We start from the raw sequence: 19,258 nt of genomic DNA on the forward strand, positions 1-19,258 counted from the left end.
CTGCAGTCCCGATATTCCTGACCGCTCATGTCCGTCGGCCGGCCCGGGCACACGCCCGGTCGAAGCGTTCCGTCACGGCCTCGAACCGCCGGAGGTCCGACCACACCCACCGGATCATGTCCGCCCGGTGTCGCGCACCGCGTCCTCCCGTAGCTTCTCCTGCGGTATTCCGAACCGGCGCATCCGAATTCGGCTGATCGATTCTCCGGGACCTTCGCTGCGGCCGTCCAGCAAGGCCACAGCCCGGCGCGCCGACGCGATCCCCTTCCGTCGACTCTGACGGTCGAGTACCTCGTTGATGTCATCGACCGTGTGGAATTCGACGGTTGCACAGCGATTCGTCAGATCCCGACGCAATAGCGCATGTCTTTGACGAAATCGTCTGCAAGCAGAGAGTGAATGCGGGCCGCTTCGGGCGCGGTGCAAAGATCGACGTATGGCAACGGCTGCTCAATGGATCGAAGGCGCTCGACCGCGCACCCTCCCGAACGCGATCGCGCCTGTGCTGGTGGGCACAGGAGCCGCGGCATCCCTCGGCGGGGCGGTGTGGTGGAAGGCGGTGCTGGCGCTGGTCGTCTCGCTCGCGTTGATCGTGGGCGTCAATTTCGCCAACGACTACTCCGACGGGATTCGCGGGACCGACGACGAACGGGTGGGGCCCGTACGTCTCGTCGGGTCCAGGCTCGTCTCGCCTGGGACGGTCAAGGCGGCAGCGTTCTCGTGCTTCGCGATCGCAGCGGCCGCGGGCCTGGCACTCGCCGTGACCACCGCCTGGTGGTTGGTACTGGTCGGCACCCTGTGCATCGTAGGAGCCTGGTTCTACACCGGCGGCAAGAAACCGTACGGCTACAGCGGCTTCGGGGAGATCGCGGTATTCGTCTTCTTCGGTCTCGTCGCCGTGCTGGGTACGCAGTACGTGCAGGCCGAGGAGGTCGACTGGGCGGGACTGGTCTCCGCGGTCGCGGTCGGCTCGTTCTCCAGCGCTGTACTCGTCGCGAACAACCTTCGCGACATCCCGACCGACACCGAATCCGGAAAGCGCACCCTCGCCGTCCTGCTCGGCGATTCCCACACTCGCATCCTTCACCTGGTGATGGTGACGGTGCCGTTCGTCGCGACGCTGATCCTCCTCGCACGGACGCCGTGGGCGCTCATCGGGTTACTGGCCCTGCCCCTGGCGGTGCGCGCGAACAAGCCCGTGCGCTCGGGGGGGCAGGGGCTTGCCCTGATTCCCGCGCTTCGCGATTCGGGCCTCGCCATGCTGGTCTGGGGCGCCGCCACGGCGGTCGCGCTGTCGGTCGCCTGACGGCTCAGTTGCTGTCCGGCACGAGCGCGTTGAGCACGAAGTTGACGATCGCGATGATCAGGCCACCCCACACCGCCGTCCAGAACCCGTCGATGGTGAGGCCGTAGTCGGTCTGGGAACTCAACCACGCCGTGAGCATCAGCATGAGCGCGTTGATCACGAGAGTGAACAACCCCAGCGTGAGGATCAGCAGTGGCAACGACAGTAAGTTCACCAGCGGCTTGACGAAGATGTTGACGACGGTGAACACCAACGCGATACCGAGCAGCACCACGATGTCCCAGCCGGTCCCGTTGCCGGAACTCGAGATCTCGATCCCCGACACCCAGGCGGCGGCGAGCCAGATAGCGAACGCGTTGATGACGAGGCGCACCAAGAAGGTCATCCGTGCATGCTGGCACACCCGTCCGACAAACGGGGAACCGTAGTGCCGTGAGTTGCGAGCCTTCAGTACGACGCGACGGCGGAGTCGACCGCGCTCTGCAACTCGTGCTGCACGATTCTGGCGATCTCCATCGGCTTCGCGGGCAGGGTCAGGACGGGGTGCGTGATGAAGACGCTGGCCGATTTCACGTTCTCGGTGTCGGGACCGTCGGCGTCGGGGCCGTAGCTGATCCCGATGGACAGCAACGCCGGCGTGACGCCGCGGTCCGCCGCGCGCTTGGCGATGTGACCGATCCCGCTGTTGACCGTCTGGAGCCGGGTGGGATCCCCCTCGTTACACGTCCCCTCCGGGAAGATAGCCAGATTGTCTCCGCGGCAGAGCCTTTCGGCCGAGACATCCATCATCAGACGCCCCGCGTCGGCCACCGCACGCAGGCCGTGGTTCTTGCTGCGGAACACCGGGATGCTGCCCATCATGTCGACCTTGTCGCGAAGGGCCGGGTCCGTGAACAACTCGTCCTTGGCCAGCACCCTCGTGCGTCCGATGACGCGTCGCAGCGGCGACTTCCACGCCGTGGCGGCCAGGGTGTACTGATCGCTGTGAGTCACATGATTGGCGGCGATGAGTAGGACCCTGCCGGATTGCAGCAACTCCGTCAGCCGTGCGCGCGCGCCGTCCTGGTATCGGACCCGCGGCCGGTATCGCGCACCCAAGGTGGCGTAGGCCAGCTTCGCCAGCAGACGGTTCTGCTGATGGTCACGGTAGAACTCGTACACGGCCTCGCAGTTGTCGAGTGTCACGTCGGGCTTGTTCATGTCATTTCCGATCCCTCGTCGTGCTGCCAGAATACAACCTACGGTCCCGTAGCTTTCGGTGACGTAGGTATGAAAAAAGTGGGTGGACGCTGTGTGAACGGAACGATTCGGGTAAAACAGATCTGTGATCCGCCCGGCCCATTTCACCGACCTGCCCGTTCTCCAACAGATCGAAACCGCCGCGGGAGCTCCGTTTCGTGACATCGGAATGGATGCAATCGCGGAAGACCCACCGCCCGCCCTCGAAGAACTAGCGGAGTTCTGGGAGGCCGGACGTATCTGGGTCGCGGCCGATGCACACAATCGGCCGATTGCCTACGCCCTCGTCGCCCTCGTCGACGGGTGCGCCCACATCGAGCAGGTCTCCGTCCACCCCGACCATGCCCGACGCGGACTGGGCGCGCTCCTGCTGGACGAGATCTCGTCCTGGGCAAACGAACGCGGCATTCACGCGCTGACACTGACCACATTCGTGAACGTCCCCTGGAACGCCCCCTACTACGAGCGACTGGGGTTCAGATGCCTGCGTGACCGCGACCTGACTCCCGGACTGGCACAGATCCGACGGGACGAGGCCCGCCACGGCCTCGCCGGCTGGCCGCGGGTGACGATGTGGCGGCCGACCGACTGCTCAGCGGCCCCGACCGCTCAGGAACCGGTGGCTCAGACGGGCCACGCCCCGGTGCGGGCGAACTCGTCGAGCACAGCGGTGGGTTCCGTGAGCTCCATGCCCTCGCCGGCGACCCACTCGTCGTCGTAGTAGGTGTCGGCGTATCGCTCGCCGCCGTCGCACAGAACGGTGACGACGCTGCCTGTGCGCCCGGCGGCGAGCATTTCGGCAACCACACTGAACGCCCCCCACATGTTCGTTCCGGTCGATCCGCCGACGCGGCGACCCAGCACGGAACTGGCGTGACGCATCGCAGCGATCGATGCGGCATCGGGGACACGCATCATCCGGTCGATGACCTGCCCCACGAACGACGGCTCCACCCGGGGCCGGCCGATGCCTTCGATGCGTGAGGACATGCCCGTGGCGTAGTCGCACGAGTTGGTCTCGTATCCGCCGAGGAACGCCGAGTTCTCGGGATCCACCACGAGCAATCGAGTGGCGTGTCTGCGGTACCGGATGTACCGGCCCAGCGTCGCGCTGGTGCCGCCGGTTCCGGCGCTCATCACGATCCACTCCGGAACGGGATGCTCTTCGCGGATCATCTGCTCGTAGATCGACACCGCGATGTTGTTGTTGCCCCGCCAGTCGGTGGCCCGCTCGGCGTGCGTGAATTGGTCCATGTAATGGCCGTTCGACTCGACCGCCAGCCTCCGCGCCTCGCTGTAGATCTCCGAGGGACCGTCGATGAAGTGGCAGCGACCTCCCTGCGCCTCGATCAGAGCGATCTTCGCGCCACTGGTGCTATGCGGCATGACGGCGACGAAGTCGAGCCCCAGCAGGTTCGCGAAGTACGCCTCACTCACTGCCGTCGAACCCGACGACGCCTCGATCACCGTGGTGCCCTCGGTGATCCATCCGTTGCAGATCGCGTAGAGGAAGAGCGAACGGGCCAGCCGGTGCTTGAGGCTGCCCGTGATGTGGGTCGACTCGTCCTTGAGATAGAGCTGCACTCCCCACTCGGGTGGCAGCGGGTAGCGCAGAAGGTGCGTGTCGGCGCTGCGCTGCGCGTCGGCCTCGATGAGCCGGACCGCGTTATCGACCCACTGGCGGGAACAGCTCTTGTCGACGACGTGACAATCGCCACTCACCGGGAGGTGTCCTCGCCGCGGAGCCGGGCACGGAGCTGCGCCTGATCCTCCCGGCGCTGCGCGTCGAACGCGGCGATGCCGGCATTCACCCGGCGGCGAAGCCTCCCGAACAGCACGAGGGACAACGGGAGAGCGATGAGAACGGCGAAGATGGCTGCCACGAGGAGCGGAACCTCGACGCCGACGAGCGTGGCGACACCGAGGATGATCGCTCCGATCAGCACGACCAGCAGCAACCGAGCCACCGAGTAGATCGCGACATCCCGAGCGAGCTGCCCCTTGGTCACACGGCGTGGCGGCACGCCGCCCTTTTCTACGTTCGAGGTTTCCATCTTCGGGGCTTCCGGCTTCTTGCTCGACTCGCTCACCACTCCAGATTACCCATCACCCTCGCCGCTCCTCACCGGCCCGACTTATCCGATTTGTCCATTACCTCACCTTTACCAACATTAGATCGTTCGAGTACCCGGGGGTTGTGATGCCACCATGACCTGGGTCGGTCGCAAAGCTGCGGCCGGCAAGAGAACACCAGTCGAAAAATGTGGAGGACCGTCGATGAGCGCACCCACCTATAACGGACCCGGATTCAGCGGATCAGGCGAAGCCCTCATGACCCCGGGCCAGGTGGCTGCCCTGTTCCATGTCGATCCCAAAACGGTGACGCGCTGGGCCCACGCCGGCCGGCTGGGATCGCTCAGGACGCCGGGCGGACACCGCCGATTCCGCGAAGCCGAAGTGATGCAACTTCTGCGTTCCCTGACCACCGAGGCGGGCCGCACGTAACACCCGCTCCTCGCGCGAGCGCACCTCCCGGACGCGAACAGACCCTGGGAGGTGCTCTCCGTTGTCCGCACGGCTACGCTCATGGGATACCGGCTACCCTCGAGCGTGTAAGGAGGTGCGCGGTGCTCTACCTGTTGGCATTCATCGGGCTCGTGACCGTGGCGGTTCTACTGTGGAAGGCGTTCGGCCCGAACCCTGTCCCCAGCCGTCGTGTGCTGGGACCGGACGACGACCCGGAGTTCCTGTGGAACGTGGGTAAAGACACCCAGAAAAAGCAATCCGACGGAACCGAATCCGGTCCGGCGGATCATGCTGGGTGACGCGATCGAGCGTGGTGCCGTCATGATGACGGCACCACCCTGCGTCAGCGTCGAGGGCTCAGGGTCGAGGGTTCAGCGCCGTTCCTGAAACGCGAAGCTGGACGCGGGGAAATCCGACGCCACCGCCGCAGCAAGTTCGAGCAGGGCATTGCTCGTCTTCGGTCGCAGACGGTCCAAATCGATCTCGGCGCCCTCCTCGAGGTGCGGATCGAACGGAATCAGACGCACCAGGCGACACCGCTGCTCGAAGTGCTCCACCACCTTGGGTAGATCGACCTTGCCCGATCGCGGACGGACGGCATTGACGACGGCCACCGACCTGGCCACCAGTTCGCGATAGCCGTGAGCGTCCAACCAGTCGAGTGTGGCCGATGCACTGCGGGCCCCGTCGACCGAGCCCGAACTGACCACCACGAGAGCGTCGGCCTCTTCGAGGATCGTCTGCATCGCAGAGTGCATGAGGCCCGTACCGCAGTCGGTGAGGACAATGCTGTAGAACTTCTCGAGCATCGCGACGGTCCGCGCGTAGTCGTCCGCACTGAACGCTTCCGACACTGCCGGATCACTGTCCGACGCCAGCACCTCGAGCCGATGGCGGCTCTGTGACGTGTAACTGCGTACGTCGCTGTACTTCTCGATGCTCTTCTCGTCGCGCAGAAGATTGCGGACCGTGGCGGGCGTTTCGAGGGGAATCTTCTGGCTGAGGGTGCCGCGGTCCGGGTTGGCGTCGACAGCGATCACCCGGTCACCCCGCAGCGACGCGAAGGTCGAGCCGAGGGTGGCAGTAGTGGTGGTCTTGCCGACACCGCCCTTGAGACTCAGTAGCGCTATCTTGTAGCAGCCCTGCAGCGGCTGATTGACCTGCTTGGTCAGTTCGATCCGGCGCTGTTCCTTGGCACTGTTTCCCACGTTGATGTAGCGGCCGGACACCTGATAAAGCAGCTTCCGCCAGCCCGTGGTCGGTGCGGGTTTGACCTGCTTGAGAAGCAGCGAGGTCGACAGGTCGCGCGCCGACGGCGCGTACTGCTGTTCGTTGTGTTGCACCGGTGCAGCCGGCGTGAACGCGGGCGGTGCAGTCTGCTGCGGATACGCGGGGGCCTGCTGGTACGCCGGGGGCTGCAGAGGCGTCAGCGGTGGAGGAGCGAAGGCTGCCGGTGGTGGGGCGGGCTGGGAAGTCGGGGCGGGCTGGGAAGCCGGGAGGAACGGATTGGGGCCCTGCGGCTGCACATACGGCGCCTGCCGCCGCGCGGCGGTTGCGCTCATGTCGTCTCCTGCCGGACTCGGTGCAGGCCGCACCGGCTCCCACACCCCAGCATTGTTTTCAGACATGGCGGAACATCCCCCTCATCACGTTTCCTTCGTCCCCACCCGCACCAGACGTCGCGCTGCAGGATAGCAGCCGATGGTGATCCGTCAGTTCAGTCCCGCATACGAGTGCAGACCCGATACCACCATGTTGATGATGAACAAGTTGAACAGCATCGCTACGAAACCGGCGACGTTGATCCAGGCTGCCTTGGTGTCTCGCCAGCCCGACGTCGCACGGGCATGGAGATAGGCGGCGTAGATGACCCACGCGATGAAGGACATCGTCTCCTTGGGATCCCAACCCCAGAAGCGACCCCATGCGGCCTCGGCCCAGATGGCGCCGAGGATGACGCCGGCGCCGAACAGCGGGAAACCGATGATGGTGGTCTTGTAGGCGAGCCGATCGAGGGTCTGGGCGTCGGGCAGCCGTTCCGCTGTCCGCGCGAAGATGCCGGTTCCCTCCTCACCTCGCGGGTAACGAATACGCAGGAGGAACAGCAGACTCGCGATACCGGAGACGAGGAACACACCGGACCCGATGCTGACGATGGTCACGTGAATGGGGAGCCAGTACGACCGCAGAGCAGGAACGACGGGGGCCGCGTCGGCGTAGAGCACCGTCGCCGCGAGGAACATCAGCACGAGCACGGGAACGAGCAGGAACACCCACATCGACCGGTACGCCGGCTTCGACAGCAGGAAGAGGCCGACGACCAGAGCGGCCGCGCACGCCATGCTCACGAACTCGTACATGTTGCCGAGGGGGAACCGTTCCGTGGCGAATCCGCGGAGCACGATGGATGCGATGGTCAAAACGGTGCCGACCACGAGGACAGCCGCCCCCATGCCGCCGAACCGGTCGGACAACGACCGCTTCGGCTGTTCCATCACCCGGCCGGGAACGTCCGTGGACGGCGCGCCCGCCGCGACCAGTTCCTTCTCCTCCTCCTTCTCCTGGACCGCCCACGCCCGCGCGGACGCGTACTGCACCATCAGTAACACGAGTGCCAGTACCAGCACCGTGAAGGCGGAGCGGAAGGCCCAGTCGCTGTACTGCGCCAGTGTCTCGTTGATCGTCATCGTTGGCTCTCCTGCGCGTCAGGCTTCGTGTCGTCTGTGAGCAGACGTGTGCAGAGCCGGTCGAACTCGTCGCCCCAACCGGCCTGATCGGTCCGGGCGAGTCCACCGAGCTCTACTACAGTACGTCGTGGTCCCTGATCGGAGGAGTCCGCAGGGTAGATCCGCGCCCAGATGCGGCGGCGCTTGACCAGCAACGAGACCAGCAGACCCGCCATCATCGTAAGCGCCGACACCAGAACCCACTGCTGGGCGGGGTCGTGCGAGACCTGCAGGTTCACAAAGTCGACGGCGCCGTCGAACCGCACCTGCGTGCCGTCGGCGAGCGTCGCGCTCTCCCCCGGCATGAGGTTGACGCGGTCCTGCTTGACCAGCCGGCCCTGATTGATCAGTTCCTTGTTCAGCGAGAACAACGACTGCGGGATGCCGGTGTCGAGACCGGTGTCGCCCTTGTAGATGTCGATGGCGACTGCGGGATCGTTCAGTGCCGGGTAGCTCGACGCGAGCAGCTTCCCGTGGAACAGGGCGGTGGGAGCGAACAGGCCCTCGATCGCGATCTGGTTCTTGCGGCGTTCCTCGCCGTCGGGATACATACCGCCCGGCGGGTCGAAGCGCATCGCGCCACTGCTCAGGAACGTCGTCGCGTCATCGGGCCGCCACTGCAGTGTCTCGGTGCGGGTCTCCCCGTTCGGGAAGGTCACGGTGAACGTGGGGGCGTAGCCGTGTCCTTGCAGGTAGACACGGTCACTTTCGACCCGCAAGGGGTGATTGACCTGTAGCCGGGTGTCGCGCCAGGTGCCGGTCTCGAGATCGTCGCCCGCCTGATAGGAGATGTTGGACGTGAACATCTCGGCTTGACCGCTGTCGAGGTAGTCGGCAGCGAAGTCCTTCACCTTGATGCACAGGGGAGTCATACCGGTGCCGTCGAGGCTGTTGCCGGCCTTGAACGAGTCGAAGACCGCCGGGGACGTGGTGCAGAAGCCGGGACCGTTGTTTGCGACCACGATCACGCTCCCCTCGTAGCCGAACAGCTTGCCGACCGCGATCGCCACCAGCAGGCCGACGAGCGAGAGATGGAACACCAGGTTGCCGAACTCGCGGAAGTAGCCCTTCTCCGCCGAGATCGTGATCTCGCCAGCGTGAACCGAACGTTCGCCGCCGGTCCGGGTCTCCACCCGCCAGCCCTTCAGCTGGCCACGGACTCGGGCCGCGAGATCTTCGGGTGTCCCGTCGACGTGCGCCTCGCTGTGATGTGGAAGCCGGGCAAGGTTGCGTGGCGCCGCGACCGGCCGCGTGCGCAGTGCCTTCGCGTGGTCGACGCAACGTGGCAGGATGCACCCGACGAGCGAGACGAAGAGCAGAACGTAAATCGCCGTGAACCAGAAACTGCTGAACACATCGAACAGTTCGAGCCGGTCCATCCACGGTCCCAGGGTCGGGCGGGTCGCGATGTAGTCGGTCACCTTGCCTTCGTTGAGACTGCGCTGCGGCAGCAGGGCGCCGGGAATCGCCGCGAGTGCCAGCAGGAACAGCAGCACCAGCGCGGTCCGCATAGACGTGAGTCCGCGCCACGTGTTGCGGGCGAGGGCCTCTGCGCGGCCGGCCATCGATTGGCGCGGAAGGGGGTGGGCCTCCGGCGCTACGGGAGTCTTGGTGTCGCTCATCGGGCAGCATCCGAGAAACCGCCGGATTCATCCGGGGGGAGGTCAGGGCGGCATGGCTGCCGATACATGTCGGTGCCTCTCGTTTCGGTCCGGATATGGGGCTGTGGTGCGTGGCAGAGCGGGGCCACACCTGCGTTGGCGATGTAAGACACTCGCAGCCTCCTCCGGGTCGGTTGTCGGTGCGGTCCGAGTTGAGAATCCCTCGGATCCATGGGGAACGGTGAAATCGATGAATCCGCTAAATGGGCAGGGTCACTTCCGAGATGAAGGCGTCGCGAACCCAGCCCACAAACTGATCCCACCCGCCGGTCACCAGGGCCACACCCACGGCCACCAGCATGATTCCGCCGAGGACTTGAATGGTTCGGGCATTGCGACGAAGCCACCCCACGCCGCTCAGCGCCCGGGACGAGCCCAGTGCCAGCAGGACGAACGGCAATCCGAGGCCGAGACAGTACGCGACGATCAACGCGACTCCGCGCGCGGCGGTGGCACCCTCGGTTCCGGCGGCGAGGGAAATGACGCCCGCCAGCGTGGGCCCCAGGCACGGCGTCCATCCGAGCGCGAACACGGCACCGAGCAGCGGTGCGCCGGCCAGACTGGAGATTCGCCGCGGTTCGAGACGGGTGTCCCGCTGCAGGGCCGGAACCAAGCCGACGAAGACGAGCCCCATCGCGATCGTCACGACACCGCCGATGCGCATCAGGATGTCGCGGTTGATGGCGAGTGCGGAGATGGCACCGAACACGGACGCCGTGGCCAGGACGAAGACGACGGTGAATCCGGCGACGAACAGGCCGGCGGCTCCCGCCACTCGCAGTCGACCGTCGGTGACCGTCCGCGGGCGGGTGGCGGCTTCCTCTGCGGTCACGGCCGGGGCGTCGGCGCCCACGACCCCTGCGAGGTACGACAGATATCCGGGGACCAGCGGGACGACGCACGGAGAGGCGAACGAGACGAGTCCGGCGAGGATGCAGGCGCCGAGAGCGAGGAGCAACGGTCCGGACGCCGCGGTGGATTGAAAAGCGCCGCCGATCCCGTCGGCGAGAAGGGTAGTGGTCACGATTCCTGCGCCACCCGTTCGACTACCGGTTTCAGGTCGTCCGCGAGGAGCTCCTTGAGGAACACCGCGGCTACGCGATGCTCACGGTCGAGCACGATCGTGGTGGGGATGACACTCGTCGGATAGTTCTGGCCGAGCGCGATGAGCGTACGCATGGCGGGATCGTAGATCGAGGGATACGACACCTTGTTGTCGATCACGAAGTCCTGCGCTTTGTCCTGCTGGTTGTCGCGCACGTTGATCCCGAGAAACGCGACGCCCTGATCCTCGGTCTCCTCGTACACCTGCTCGAGGTCGTTCGCCTCGCCGCGGCACGGCCCGCACCACTGACCCCATACGTTGAGGACCACCACCCGGTCCTCGAAGTCGTCCAGGGAGATGGTCTCGCCCTCGTTCATCAGGTCGGGTCCGGACACCGTGCCGATCGTGCCGCGGTCCGCGGGCGGATCGTAGAAGATTTCACTCTGTCCGCCCGGGGACACGAAGTCGAACGTGCCACCCTGTGCCACCGCGTCCTTCCCCGAAGCGCACCCCGACAGCACCATCGCGGCCGAGCAGGTCCCCGCGAGAAGCCCGGCGAAGCGCCTTCGATTCATGCCCCGGTCACCCTCGGATCCGATGCGCCCGCGGGCTCTGAGTAGACGATGTCGATGAGGGTGTCACCCTCGTAGACCAGCGAGGTCAGTGAGGCGAGACCGCACTGGCGGTGGCGCGGGTCGTGCCACAACCGCTCGCCCTGCAGGAAGCGGCGAAGGGTCCAGACCGGGAGCTGGTGGCTGACGATGACGGCCTCGTGACCCACCGCGGAGACGCGGGCGCTGTTGACCGCGGCGAGCATGCGGTGTGCGATCTGCAGGTACGGCTCACCCCACGACGGGGTGAAGGGATCACGCAGCTTCCACCAGTGCCGTGGCCGGGACAGGGCGCCGTCACCCACCGACACCTTGAGGCCCTCGAATTCGTTACCCGCTTCGATCAGGTTCTCATCGGTCGCGATCTCGACGCCGTGCGCGTCGGCGATGGGTGCTGCCGTCTCCTGTGCCCGCTGCAATGGCGACGCCACCACATGGGTGATGTCGTGCTTCGCGAGCGCCGCCGCGACCGCACGCGCCTGGGCCGCACCCGTGACGGACAGCCGGAACCCGGGGAGCCTGCCATACAGAATCCCGCGCGGATTGTGCACCTCGCCGTGGCGGAGCACATGCACGATGGTGCGCGTCTGAGTGTGGTCGGGACGGTCGGCATCAGTCACGGTGCGGTTCCTCGAGTCGGGGCGGAAGACAGAGAGAGTCCGGGAGGCGGTGGTAGCCGTCCCGGGGGCGGAGCGAGTCACGGGCGGGTAGCCGCTGCTGCAGCCTTCGCCGCGTGCGGGAGGGCGTCCGCGATGATCCCGAATGCATCGTCGTCGAGCGCGGAGGAGACGAACCACGTCTCGAACGCACTCGGTGGTGCGTATACCCCGCGTGAGAGCAACGCGTGGAAGAAGGCGGGGAACCGCCAGGTCTCCGCGGCCTTGGCTGCCGCATAGTCGGTGACGGGGCTGTCGGTGAAGAACACGCTCACCAGAGTGCCCGCGAACTGCACCTGATTCGCCACGCCCTCCGCCGTGAGGGCATCACCGAGGAGTCGTCCGAGGGTGGTGGCGTTTCGTTCGAGAGTCTCGTACACAGCGGCGTCCGCGGCCCTGAGGCTGGCGAGTCCGGCCGCCACAGCCACCGGGTTACCGGACAGGGTGCCCGCCTGATAGACGGGCCCTGCGGGTGCGAGGTGCGCCATGATGTCGGCTCGTCCCCCGAACGCCGCGGCGGGCAGGCCGCCACTCATCACCTTGCCGAAGGTGATGAGGTCGCCCGCGACACCGTCGACGCCGTACCAGCCGGTGCGGCTCGCCCGGAAACCTGTCATGACCTCGTCCATGATGAGCAGCGCACCGTTGTCGCTGGTCAGCTTGCGTAGTCCGGCGTTGAAACCGGGCGCCGGTGGAACCGTGCCCATGTTGCCGGCGGCAGCTTCGGTGATGACACAGGCGATCTGTCCGTCGTGGGCGGCGAATGCCGCGGCGACCGCGTCGAGGTCGTTGTAGGGAACGACGACGGTGTCCTCGGCTTGCGCACCGGTGACGCCGGGCGACGTGGGTAGTCCGAACGTGGCCAGTCCCGAGCCGGCATCGGCGAGCAGGGCGTCGACGTGGCCGTGGTAGCAGCCCGCGAACTTGATGATCTTGGAACGACCGGTGAATCCACGTGCCAGACGCACCGCGCTCATGGTGGCCTCGGTGCCGGAGTTGACGAGTCGGATCTGTTCGACGGGAGCGATGCGGCCCACGATTTCCTCGGCGAGCTCCACCTCACCCTCGGTGGGAGCGCCGAACGAGAGACCCGTGGTTGCGGCCTTCTGCACGGCCTCCACCACCGCGGGATGGGCGTGTCCGAGAATCATGGGACCCCAGGACGCCACGAGGTCGACGTAGGTGTTGCCGTCCACATCCGTCAGCGTGCAGCCGGATGCTTCACGGATGAACCGGGGGGTGCCACCCACCGACCCGAAGGCGCGTACCGGCGAATTCACTCCACCGGGAATGACCTTCTCCGCCCTCTCGAAGAGCTGAGCGGAGCGGGAGGTATGCACATCGGATTTGCCCGGGGAAACAGTCACGACCTCCAGTGTCCCAGTTCTGTCGAATTTGCCAACGACAGGGTGTAGTGGGTGACGGGAAACACTCACCGTTGCGCGCGCGAATCGGCGGTTCACAGATTTCCGCGCGCGGCCTGTTCCCTCTCGATGGACTCGAACAGTGCCCGGAAATTCCCCGCCCCGAAACCGAGCGACCCGTGCCGCTCGATCAGTTCGAAGAACACAGTCGGCCGATCGCCGAGTGGCTTGGTGAAGATCTGCAGCAGATATCCGTCCTCGTCGCGGTCGACGAGGATTCCACGCTTCTGCAACTCCTCCACCGGCACCCGCACCTTGCCGATGCGCGCCCGCAATCGCCGATCCTCGTAGTAGGCGCCCGGGGTGCTCAGAAACTCGACACCCTCCGCCCGCAACGCGTCCACGGCGGCGAGGATGTCACCGGTGGCCAGCGCAAGATGCTGACAGCCGGGCCCGCGGTAGTACTCGAGGTACTCCTCGATCTGCGACTTCTTCTTGCCGACGGCGGGTTCGTTCAGCGGGAACTTCACGCGATGGTTCCCGTTCGCCACCACCTTCGACATCAGCGCCGAATACTCGGTGGCGATGTCGTCGCCCACGAATTCGGCCATGTTCGTGAATCCCATGACCTTGTTGTAGAACTGCACCCACTGATCCATCCGGCCCATCTCGACGTTCCCGACGGCGTGGTCGAGAGCCTGGAACAGCCGCCTCGGTTTTCCGGGTCTCGGCGCGAAACCACTCGAGCGTGGGACGTACCCGGGCAGGTAGGGACCGCGGTACCGGCTGCGATCGACGATCGTGTGGCGGGTGTTGCCGTAGGTCGCGATGGCCGCGAGCCGGACGGTGCCGAAGTCGTCGGTGACGTCGTGCGGCTCCGCCAGAATCGTGGCGCCCTGCGACCGCGAATGCTCGATGCAGCGGTCGACGTCGAGCACTTCCATGGCCAGGTCGACCACCCCGTCGCCGTGCTCTCGATGATGGTCGGCCAGTGGGCTGTTCGGGTCCACCGCACCCTGCAGGACGAAACGCACCGTGCCCGACTCCAGCACGAACGACTTGTGCGTTCGCACGCCGGTCTCGGGCCCGGAGTAGGCGACCAGCGTCATCCCCCACGTCGATACGAAGTACTGCATGCTCTGCGTGGCGTTGCCGCAGACGAACACCACGCCGTCCATCGCCACCACGGGAAAGGGGTCCGCGGCGTCGTCGTGCTCGACGAGACCGACGAGTTGCCGGAGTTCGGCGCCGTCGAGGTGAGCGGCCACTTCGCGAGGAGTCAATCGGATGTCGGCGGTGGTCATGACATGACTGTGATATCGGTTTCCGCACTGCGCAACCGATCGCGTTGACGCTGGTCAATCTGTACATAATGCTGGGAGGTATCCGGGTTCGGCCAGACAGAATGTCCAGGAGCGCGCCATGGCTATCGATCAACTCGACGCCGCACTGCTCGACCTTCTCCATGCAGAGCCGAAGGTCGGCGTCCTCGAGGCCTCGCGACGACTCGGCGTTGCCCGCGGCACCGTTCAGGCCAGGCTCGACCGACTCGAACGCAGCGGTGTGATCGCCAGTGCCGCACCGACGCTCGACCCCGAGGCACTGGGATTTCCCGTCGTCGCATTCGCCACCCTCGAGATCGCGCAGGGCAACGGTCACACCGCAGTCGTCGAACACCTCACCGCCATTCCGGAAGTGCTCGAAGCCCACACCATCACGGGTGCGGGCGACGTCCTGGTACGCGTCGTCGCCCGCACACACGCCGACCTTCAGCGAGTGATCAACCAGATCGTCGATGGCCGGAACGTACTCCGCTCCTCCACCGTCATCGCGACACAAACCCAGATCGCCTTACGCCACCGCCAACTCGTCCATGTGGTGGAACGGTCGGGGCCGGCCCCTCGGGCAGGGAACCGCTGAATGGTCACCGTCGACGACGATGGGCACCCACGGCATTCACGCCGACGCCTCCGGTGCGAACGCTTGGAACGCTAGGGTCGAAACATGGCCACCACAGCTGACCACTTGAGAAACACGCTCGACGGACGCTGGCGGGAGGTGCGCGAACGGGTGCGGACCGAGCTGTCCGGCAATCCCGCGTTCGCCCCGCACTACACCCCCGACCCCACGGAAGCCCGGGCCAAGACCCTCGAACAACTGCGCCTGCTGGCCGGCAACGGATACGCGGCGGACGGGTTCACGGCCGAGCACGGCGGAACCGGCGACGCGGGTGCCGCGGTGACCAGCATCGAGATGCTCGCGATGTCCGACCTTTCCCTGATGGTGAAGGCCGGCGTCCAGTGGGGACTGTTCGGCGGCGCCATCGAGAACCTGGGCACCGAGCGTCACCACGCGGCGTACGTGAAACGCGTGATCAACCTGGACCTCCTCGGTTGCTTCGCGATGACCGAGACCGGTCACGGCAGCGACGTCCAGGCACTCGAGACCACCGCGACGTACGACCCGGGCACCCAGGAGTTCGTGGTCCACTCCCCCACACCGTCTTCACGCAAGGACTACATCGGCGGTGCCGCGGAGCACGCGAGCACGGCTGCGGTGTTCGCCCAGCTCGTCACCGGCGGCGAATCACACGGCGTGCACTGTTTCGTGGTGCCGATCCGCGACGAGGACGGTAACGATCTGCCCGGCGTCCACACCTCGGACTGCGGATACAAGGGCGGACTGCCCGGCGTCGACAACGGCCGGATCCTGTTCGACCAGGTTCGGATTCCTCGCGAGAATCTGCTGAACAAATACGCCGACGTCGCGGCGGACGGCACCTACTCGTCGCCGATCGACAACGCCAACCGGCGTTTCTTCACAATGGTCGGCACGCTCGTGCGCGGGCGGGTCACAGTGGGGGGATCGGCCGGTGCGGCGGCTCGCGTCGCACTGTCCATCGCCACCCGGTATGCGCTGCAGCGCAGGCAGTTCAACGCTCCCGACGCCGAAGACGAGGTGCTCATCATGGATTACCTCGTTCACCAGCGGCGGCTGCTACCGTTGATCGCACGGTCCTACGCCCTGCAATTCGCCCAGAACGAGCTGGTGTCCAAGCTGCACGACATCCAGAGCAGCGGCGCCGACGCCGATCCCCAGGAACAACGGGAAATCGAGGGCCGGGCGGCGGGCCTCAAGGTGGCCAACACCTGGCACGCGACCCGCGCCATCCAGGAGGCTCGCGAGGCCTGTGGCGGGGCCGGCTACATGGCCGAGAACCGGCTGACCGCGTTGAAAGCGGATACCGACGTGTTCACCACATTCGAGGGTGACAATCATGTGCTGACCCAGCTGGTGGCGAAGGAACTGCTCACGTCGTACGCGGACGAGGTACGCGGGATGAGCCCGGTCGAGTGGATGCGATTCGCCGCCACCACCGTGTCGGACGTCGTGAAGACCCGCACCGCAGCCCAGCAGATCATTCAGACGATTCTGGACACCCGGCAGGACAACGAAGAAGACGGCAGCCTCTTCAACCGCGGAACCCAGCTGACCATGTTCGAGGACCGTGAGCAGTACCTGCTCTCGACCGCCGCGCGACGATTACAGGCCGCGCAGAAACGCGAAGAGAATCCGTTCGACGCGTTCAATTTCGTGCAGGACCACGTTCTGCACGCCGCGCAGGCCCACATCGACCGCGTCGTGCTCGAGGCGTTCATCGCCGGCATCGAGAACTGCGCGGACGACGAGGCCTGCAAACTGCTCAGCGATGTGTGTGACCTCTACGCGCTCAGCGTGATCGAGGAAGACAAGGCGTGGTTCATGGAGCACCGCCATCTGTCGGTGGAACGGTCGAAAGCGGTCCAGCGGGGAATCAACGAACGGTGCCGGTCGTTGCGTCCGCACACGCTGACGTTGGTGGAGGGCCTGGGTGTACCCGAGGCGTTACTCGGATCCGCGATGCTCGACGGTCCCGGAACCGACACCGTGCGCAAGACCCGGATCTTCCGGTGAGGGCGCCGGTGCGGCGGGGCGGCAATCCCCGTCGCACCGGGTCCGCCGGATCGAGTCGATCAGCAGCAGTCCGGACACGGTGACGAGGGCGGCGGCACCGGCGATCCACGCTCCCGAGTACTTCGTGCCCTTGTAGGACGGGGCTTCGGGAGCGATGGGGCCGAACTCGGACGTGACCCGGGCAAGTTCCCAGAACCACGCGGCGAGGACGACCGCGAGAAGGGCCCCCAGCCATTCCGCCTTTATCAGCAGTGCGCGTCGACTCATCGCCCGTCCGCTCCCTCGGACTTCGCGAGCAGTGATTCGAGCTGGGCGCGCAATTCTTCGTCGTTCTTGGCCCATGCCTGCACCAGGGCGCCGTTCTGCAGGCGCAGTCCGATTCCCGTCCGCCGGCGCGGAACAGAGGACAGCTCGCCGAGGGTCCGCGCCGTTTCCCAGGGCTGCGGGTGGTAGGACTCCGGATCCGAGGGGGGCATGATCTTCACGATCTCCTGCACCGGCAGTTCCTCGGTGCCCTGCCGCAGCGACGTGGCAGTCAGCTCCACGCTCGCGTGCCGGCGCGCCGCCACGACCTGGACGTAGACGAAACCGGTGAGCAGCACCGCGAACAACGGCAGAGCGAGCCAGTGGACCACCGGTCCGGTCAGCAGTTCGATGATCAGGGCGACCAGGCAGAAAATCGGGCCGAAGGCCACGGTCCACCAGCGGGCGCCCGGTTCACTGAACAACACCGCCTCAGGCACGGGCGAACCAGCCTCTCGCGCTGTCTCGGTACACGAGCACGCTCGCCATGAGGAGCAGGATCGGGACGAACAGGGCCAGGACGGTGCCGATGCCGACCACCGTCAGAAGTATCTGTGTCACCGCGAACACTCCGGACAGGACCACGATGACGAACCGGATCCGGGAATCGCCGGCGCGGACGGCTCCGGACAGCACCCCGATGGCCAGACCGAACACCACACTCACTCCACCGATGACTCGCAGAAGGATCACGAAGGTGTCCGCATCAGCAGAACCCCCGACGCTCGAATCCGCCAGCTGATCGCGGATCCCCTGACCCGAGGTGGTGAGCGCGATCAGACCGAACAAGATCAACAACCCCGCACCGAGGATCCAGATCCAGTACGCGACCTCCACCGAACGGGGGCGACGGGAATGGCGTGTCTCGTTCACACAGCCCATCCTTCGACATCGCTACCACCCGTACGAATCCGGGTCGCTGTTTCAGGAAATGGCCCCGGGGATGACGACGAGCAACAATGCCAGCAGCACGAACATCACCACGAGCGCGAACATCAATGCTTCTTTGCGTGACCCATGAGCTCGATCCTCAACGCGCATAGAGAAGAGTCCTTTGATCGTCTGGGGAATACCATCCGGCTTGTGACGTACTTCACGGTACAGCTTCCGCTTCCACGATCAAACTCACCCGGGCACGGGCTACTCCGCCGGAGGTGGGAACCTCAGGAAGTAGCTGTTGGAGTCCTTGCGGTGCATCAGCACGACGGCTCCGAGGGCTACCACGGCCTGCAGAATCTGCACCCCGCCGACGACGAGAGAAGTGGTGCTGCCGTCGGACCCGAGACCGAACAGCACAGGCACCGTCCAGACGATCATCATCACGCTGACGATCGAGACGAGCATCCGCGCCCAGTTCCTGCCCTTGCGCATGAAACGGACGAACAGGAGGAACAGAGCCGTCAGCAGAACGATGATCGCAACCGTGAGACCGATCCCGACGTAGAACAGCATCTCCACGTTCTCTCGGGTGATGTCCACCTCACCCGAGACAACACCGGGATTGTTCATCAGCTCGTCGACGAACGTGGCTCGCTCACCCACCACGATGATCATCGCGGCCAGCGCCTGAACCAGGCCCAACCCGGCGACGATCCACAACAACTGCGCCGCGGTCCCGACATCGACCGGGACCGGCCGCTCGGGCTCGGGTGCGGGCTGCGGCGGGTAGCCGTACTGCGGCGCACCGTCCTGCTGATGACCGTATTGCTGATGACCGTATTGCTGATGACCGTATTGCTGATGACCGGGCGCCTGGTCCGGCGGGGACGGTGGGGACGGTGGCCACTGCTCGGTCATAGCCATCCCGCCACTTCGGCGGCCCAGTAGGTCAGCACGATGTCCGCGCCCGCCCGCCGGATACTCGTCA

22 protein-coding genes are annotated in these 19,258 nt (G+C 65.8%); 6 read left to right on the top strand and 16 right to left on the bottom strand.

What is annotated here, in order from left to right; translation table 11 throughout:
• Positions 1-436 precede the first annotated feature (436 nt).
• Positions 437-1,306 (top strand): 1,4-dihydroxy-2-naphthoate polyprenyltransferase, encoded by an 870-nt coding sequence (locus tag WAW17_RS33630; RefSeq protein ID WP_422337154.1) that lies wholly within the window; start codon positions 437-439, stop codon positions 1,304-1,306.
• Positions 1,307-1,310: 4 nt separating this feature from the next.
• On the opposite strand, the gene WAW17_RS33635 is transcribed toward WAW17_RS33630, so the two are convergent.
• Positions 1,311-1,691, bottom strand: coding sequence for a phage holin family protein (locus WAW17_RS33635; protein WP_422337155.1), 381 nt, complete (start codon positions 1,689-1,691; stop codon positions 1,311-1,313).
• 62 nt (positions 1,692-1,753) lie between these two features.
• On the bottom strand, positions 1,754-2,506 hold the full coding sequence (locus tag WAW17_RS33640; RefSeq protein ID WP_422337156.1) for a lysophospholipid acyltransferase family protein: 753 nt from the start codon (positions 2,504-2,506) through the stop codon (positions 1,754-1,756).
• A gap of 124 nt (positions 2,507-2,630) precedes the next feature.
• On the opposite strand from WAW17_RS33640, the gene WAW17_RS33645 reads away from it, so the two are divergent.
• Positions 2,631-3,266 carry a GNAT family N-acetyltransferase gene (locus WAW17_RS33645; protein ID WP_422337157.1) on the top strand — a complete coding sequence of 212 codons (636 nt, stop codon included), beginning with the start codon at positions 2,631-2,633 and terminating at the stop codon, positions 3,264-3,266.
• Here the strand turns inward: WAW17_RS33645 and WAW17_RS33650 are convergent.
• Together WAW17_RS33650 and WAW17_RS33655 are read right to left on the bottom strand one after the other, a co-directional pair.
• Positions 3,170-4,267 (bottom strand): PLP-dependent cysteine synthase family protein, encoded by a 1,098-nt coding sequence (locus WAW17_RS33650; protein ID WP_422337158.1) that lies wholly within the window; start codon positions 4,265-4,267, stop codon positions 3,170-3,172. The genes WAW17_RS33645 and WAW17_RS33650 overlap by 97 nt on opposite strands.
• Positions 4,264-4,635, bottom strand: coding sequence for a DUF4229 domain-containing protein (locus WAW17_RS33655; protein ID WP_422337159.1), 372 nt, complete (start codon positions 4,633-4,635; stop codon positions 4,264-4,266). The genes WAW17_RS33650 and WAW17_RS33655 overlap by 4 nt, the downstream gene beginning before the upstream one ends.
• 187 nt (positions 4,636-4,822) lie before the next feature.
• Here WAW17_RS33655 and WAW17_RS33660 point away from each other — a divergent pair, with 187 nt between their 5' ends.
• Together WAW17_RS33660 and WAW17_RS33665 are read left to right on the top strand one after the other, a co-directional pair.
• Positions 4,823-5,050 carry a BldC family transcriptional regulator gene (locus tag WAW17_RS33660; RefSeq protein WP_422337160.1) on the top strand — a complete coding sequence of 76 codons (228 nt, stop codon included), beginning with the start codon at positions 4,823-4,825 and terminating at the stop codon, positions 5,048-5,050.
• Between the two features lie 122 nt (positions 5,051-5,172).
• Positions 5,173-5,370 carry a hypothetical protein gene (locus WAW17_RS33665; RefSeq protein ID WP_422337161.1) on the top strand — a complete coding sequence of 66 codons (198 nt, stop codon included), beginning with the start codon at positions 5,173-5,175 and terminating at the stop codon, positions 5,368-5,370.
• Between the two features lie 72 nt (positions 5,371-5,442).
• Here WAW17_RS33665 and WAW17_RS33670 read toward each other — a convergent pair whose 3' ends face one another.
• The 8 genes from WAW17_RS33670 to hppD form a co-directional block, all read right to left on the bottom strand.
• Positions 5,443-6,699, bottom strand: coding sequence for a MinD/ParA family ATP-binding protein (locus WAW17_RS33670; protein ID WP_422337162.1), 1,257 nt, complete (start codon positions 6,697-6,699; stop codon positions 5,443-5,445).
• A gap of 84 nt (positions 6,700-6,783) precedes the next feature.
• Entirely contained in the window at positions 6,784-7,758 is a 975-nt protein-coding gene (gene ccsB / locus WAW17_RS33675) for a c-type cytochrome biogenesis protein CcsB (protein WP_422337163.1), read from the bottom strand.
• Entirely contained in the window at positions 7,755-9,419 is a 1,665-nt protein-coding gene (gene resB / locus WAW17_RS33680; protein ID WP_422337164.1) for a cytochrome c biogenesis protein ResB, read from the bottom strand. The genes ccsB and resB overlap by 4 nt, the downstream gene beginning before the upstream one ends.
• A 238-nt stretch (positions 9,420-9,657) precedes the next feature.
• Positions 9,658-10,482, bottom strand: coding sequence for a cytochrome c biogenesis CcdA family protein (locus WAW17_RS33685; RefSeq protein ID WP_422337165.1), 825 nt, complete (start codon positions 10,480-10,482; stop codon positions 9,658-9,660).
• Positions 10,479-11,078: a TlpA disulfide reductase family protein gene (locus WAW17_RS33690; protein ID WP_422337166.1), complete on the bottom strand. Its 600-nt coding sequence runs from the start codon at positions 11,076-11,078 to the stop codon at positions 10,479-10,481. Before WAW17_RS33690 ends, WAW17_RS33685 begins: the two co-directional genes overlap by 4 nt.
• Positions 11,075-11,734 (bottom strand): histidine phosphatase family protein, encoded by a 660-nt coding sequence (locus WAW17_RS33695; RefSeq protein WP_422337167.1) that lies wholly within the window; start codon positions 11,732-11,734, stop codon positions 11,075-11,077. Before WAW17_RS33695 ends, WAW17_RS33690 begins: the two co-directional genes overlap by 4 nt.
• 77 nt (positions 11,735-11,811) lie before the next feature.
• A complete protein-coding gene (hemL, locus tag WAW17_RS33700; protein WP_422337168.1) occupies positions 11,812-13,137 on the bottom strand; it encodes a glutamate-1-semialdehyde 2,1-aminomutase in 1,326 nt (441 codons plus the stop codon).
• A 92-nt stretch (positions 13,138-13,229) separates the two neighbouring features.
• The gene (gene hppD / locus WAW17_RS33705) at positions 13,230-14,438 is read right to left on the bottom strand and encodes a 4-hydroxyphenylpyruvate dioxygenase (RefSeq protein WP_422337169.1); all 1,209 of its coding nucleotides are present in this window, start codon (positions 14,436-14,438) and stop codon (positions 13,230-13,232) included.
• A gap of 118 nt (positions 14,439-14,556) precedes the next feature.
• Between hppD and WAW17_RS33710 the strand changes: the two genes are divergently transcribed.
• Both WAW17_RS33710 and WAW17_RS33715 read left to right on the top strand, forming a co-directional pair.
• Positions 14,557-15,054, top strand: a complete 498-nt coding sequence (locus tag WAW17_RS33710) for an Lrp/AsnC family transcriptional regulator (RefSeq protein ID WP_422337170.1) — start codon at positions 14,557-14,559, stop codon at positions 15,052-15,054.
• Between the two features lie 84 nt (positions 15,055-15,138).
• The gene (locus tag WAW17_RS33715; protein ID WP_422337171.1) at positions 15,139-17,088 is read left to right on the top strand and encodes an acyl-CoA dehydrogenase; all 1,950 of its coding nucleotides are present in this window, start codon (positions 15,139-15,141) and stop codon (positions 17,086-17,088) included.
• Here the strand turns inward: WAW17_RS33715 and WAW17_RS33720 are convergent.
• The 4 genes from WAW17_RS33720 to WAW17_RS33735 all read right to left on the bottom strand — a co-directional run.
• Positions 17,020-17,355, bottom strand: a complete 336-nt coding sequence (locus WAW17_RS33720; protein WP_422337172.1) for a hypothetical protein — start codon at positions 17,353-17,355, stop codon at positions 17,020-17,022. The two genes, WAW17_RS33715 and WAW17_RS33720, sit on opposite strands and share 69 nt — an antisense overlap.
• On the bottom strand, positions 17,352-17,831 hold the full coding sequence (locus tag WAW17_RS33725; RefSeq protein ID WP_422337173.1) for a hypothetical protein: 480 nt from the start codon (positions 17,829-17,831) through the stop codon (positions 17,352-17,354). The genes WAW17_RS33720 and WAW17_RS33725 overlap by 4 nt, the downstream gene beginning before the upstream one ends.
• On the bottom strand, positions 17,824-18,264 hold the full coding sequence (locus tag WAW17_RS33730; RefSeq protein WP_422337174.1) for a hypothetical protein: 441 nt from the start codon (positions 18,262-18,264) through the stop codon (positions 17,824-17,826). Before WAW17_RS33730 ends, WAW17_RS33725 begins: the two co-directional genes overlap by 8 nt.
• 267 nt (positions 18,265-18,531) lie before the next feature.
• A partial coding sequence (locus tag WAW17_RS33735) for a hypothetical protein (protein WP_422337175.1) occupies positions 18,532-19,258 on the bottom strand: 727 nt, incomplete at its 5' end.

The sequence above is a fragment of the Rhodococcus sp. (in: high G+C Gram-positive bacteria) genome (genome assembly GCF_049286785.1).
Classification (GTDB): Bacteria; Actinomycetota; Actinomycetes; order Mycobacteriales; family Mycobacteriaceae; genus Rhodococcus_F.

What these genes read in the sequence shown, in the direction of transcription:
- WAW17_RS33670 (WP_422337162.1), bottom strand. Translation starts at nt 6,699, where the DNA reads ATGTCTGAAAACAATGCTGGGGTGTGGGAGCCGGTGCGGCCTGCACCG.
- ccsB (WP_422337163.1), bottom strand. Translation starts at nt 7,758, where the DNA reads ATGACGATCAACGAGACACTGGCGCAGTACAGCGACTGGGCCTTCCGC.
- WAW17_RS33690 (WP_422337166.1), bottom strand. Translation starts at nt 11,078, where the DNA reads ATGAATCGAAGGCGCTTCGCCGGGCTTCTCGCGGGGACCTGCTCGGCC.
- hppD (WP_422337169.1), bottom strand. Translation starts at nt 14,438, where the DNA reads ATGACCACCGCCGACATCCGATTGACTCCTCGCGAAGTGGCCGCTCAC.
- WAW17_RS33630 (WP_422337154.1), top strand. Translation starts at nt 437, where the DNA reads ATGGCAACGGCTGCTCAATGGATCGAAGGCGCTCGACCGCGCACCCTC.
- WAW17_RS33640 (WP_422337156.1), bottom strand. Translation starts at nt 2,506, where the DNA reads ATGAACAAGCCCGACGTGACACTCGACAACTGCGAGGCCGTGTACGAG.
- resB (WP_422337164.1), bottom strand. Translation starts at nt 9,419, where the DNA reads ATGAGCGACACCAAGACTCCCGTAGCGCCGGAGGCCCACCCCCTTCCG.
- WAW17_RS33710 (WP_422337170.1), top strand. Translation starts at nt 14,557, where the DNA reads ATGGCTATCGATCAACTCGACGCCGCACTGCTCGACCTTCTCCATGCA.
- WAW17_RS33720 (WP_422337172.1), bottom strand. Translation starts at nt 17,355, where the DNA reads ATGAGTCGACGCGCACTGCTGATAAAGGCGGAATGGCTGGGGGCCCTT.
- WAW17_RS33660 (WP_422337160.1), top strand. Translation starts at nt 4,823, where the DNA reads ATGAGCGCACCCACCTATAACGGACCCGGATTCAGCGGATCAGGCGAA.
- WAW17_RS33635 (WP_422337155.1), bottom strand. Translation starts at nt 1,691, where the DNA reads ATGACCTTCTTGGTGCGCCTCGTCATCAACGCGTTCGCTATCTGGCTC.
- WAW17_RS33715 (WP_422337171.1), top strand. Translation starts at nt 15,139, where the DNA reads ATGGCCACCACAGCTGACCACTTGAGAAACACGCTCGACGGACGCTGG.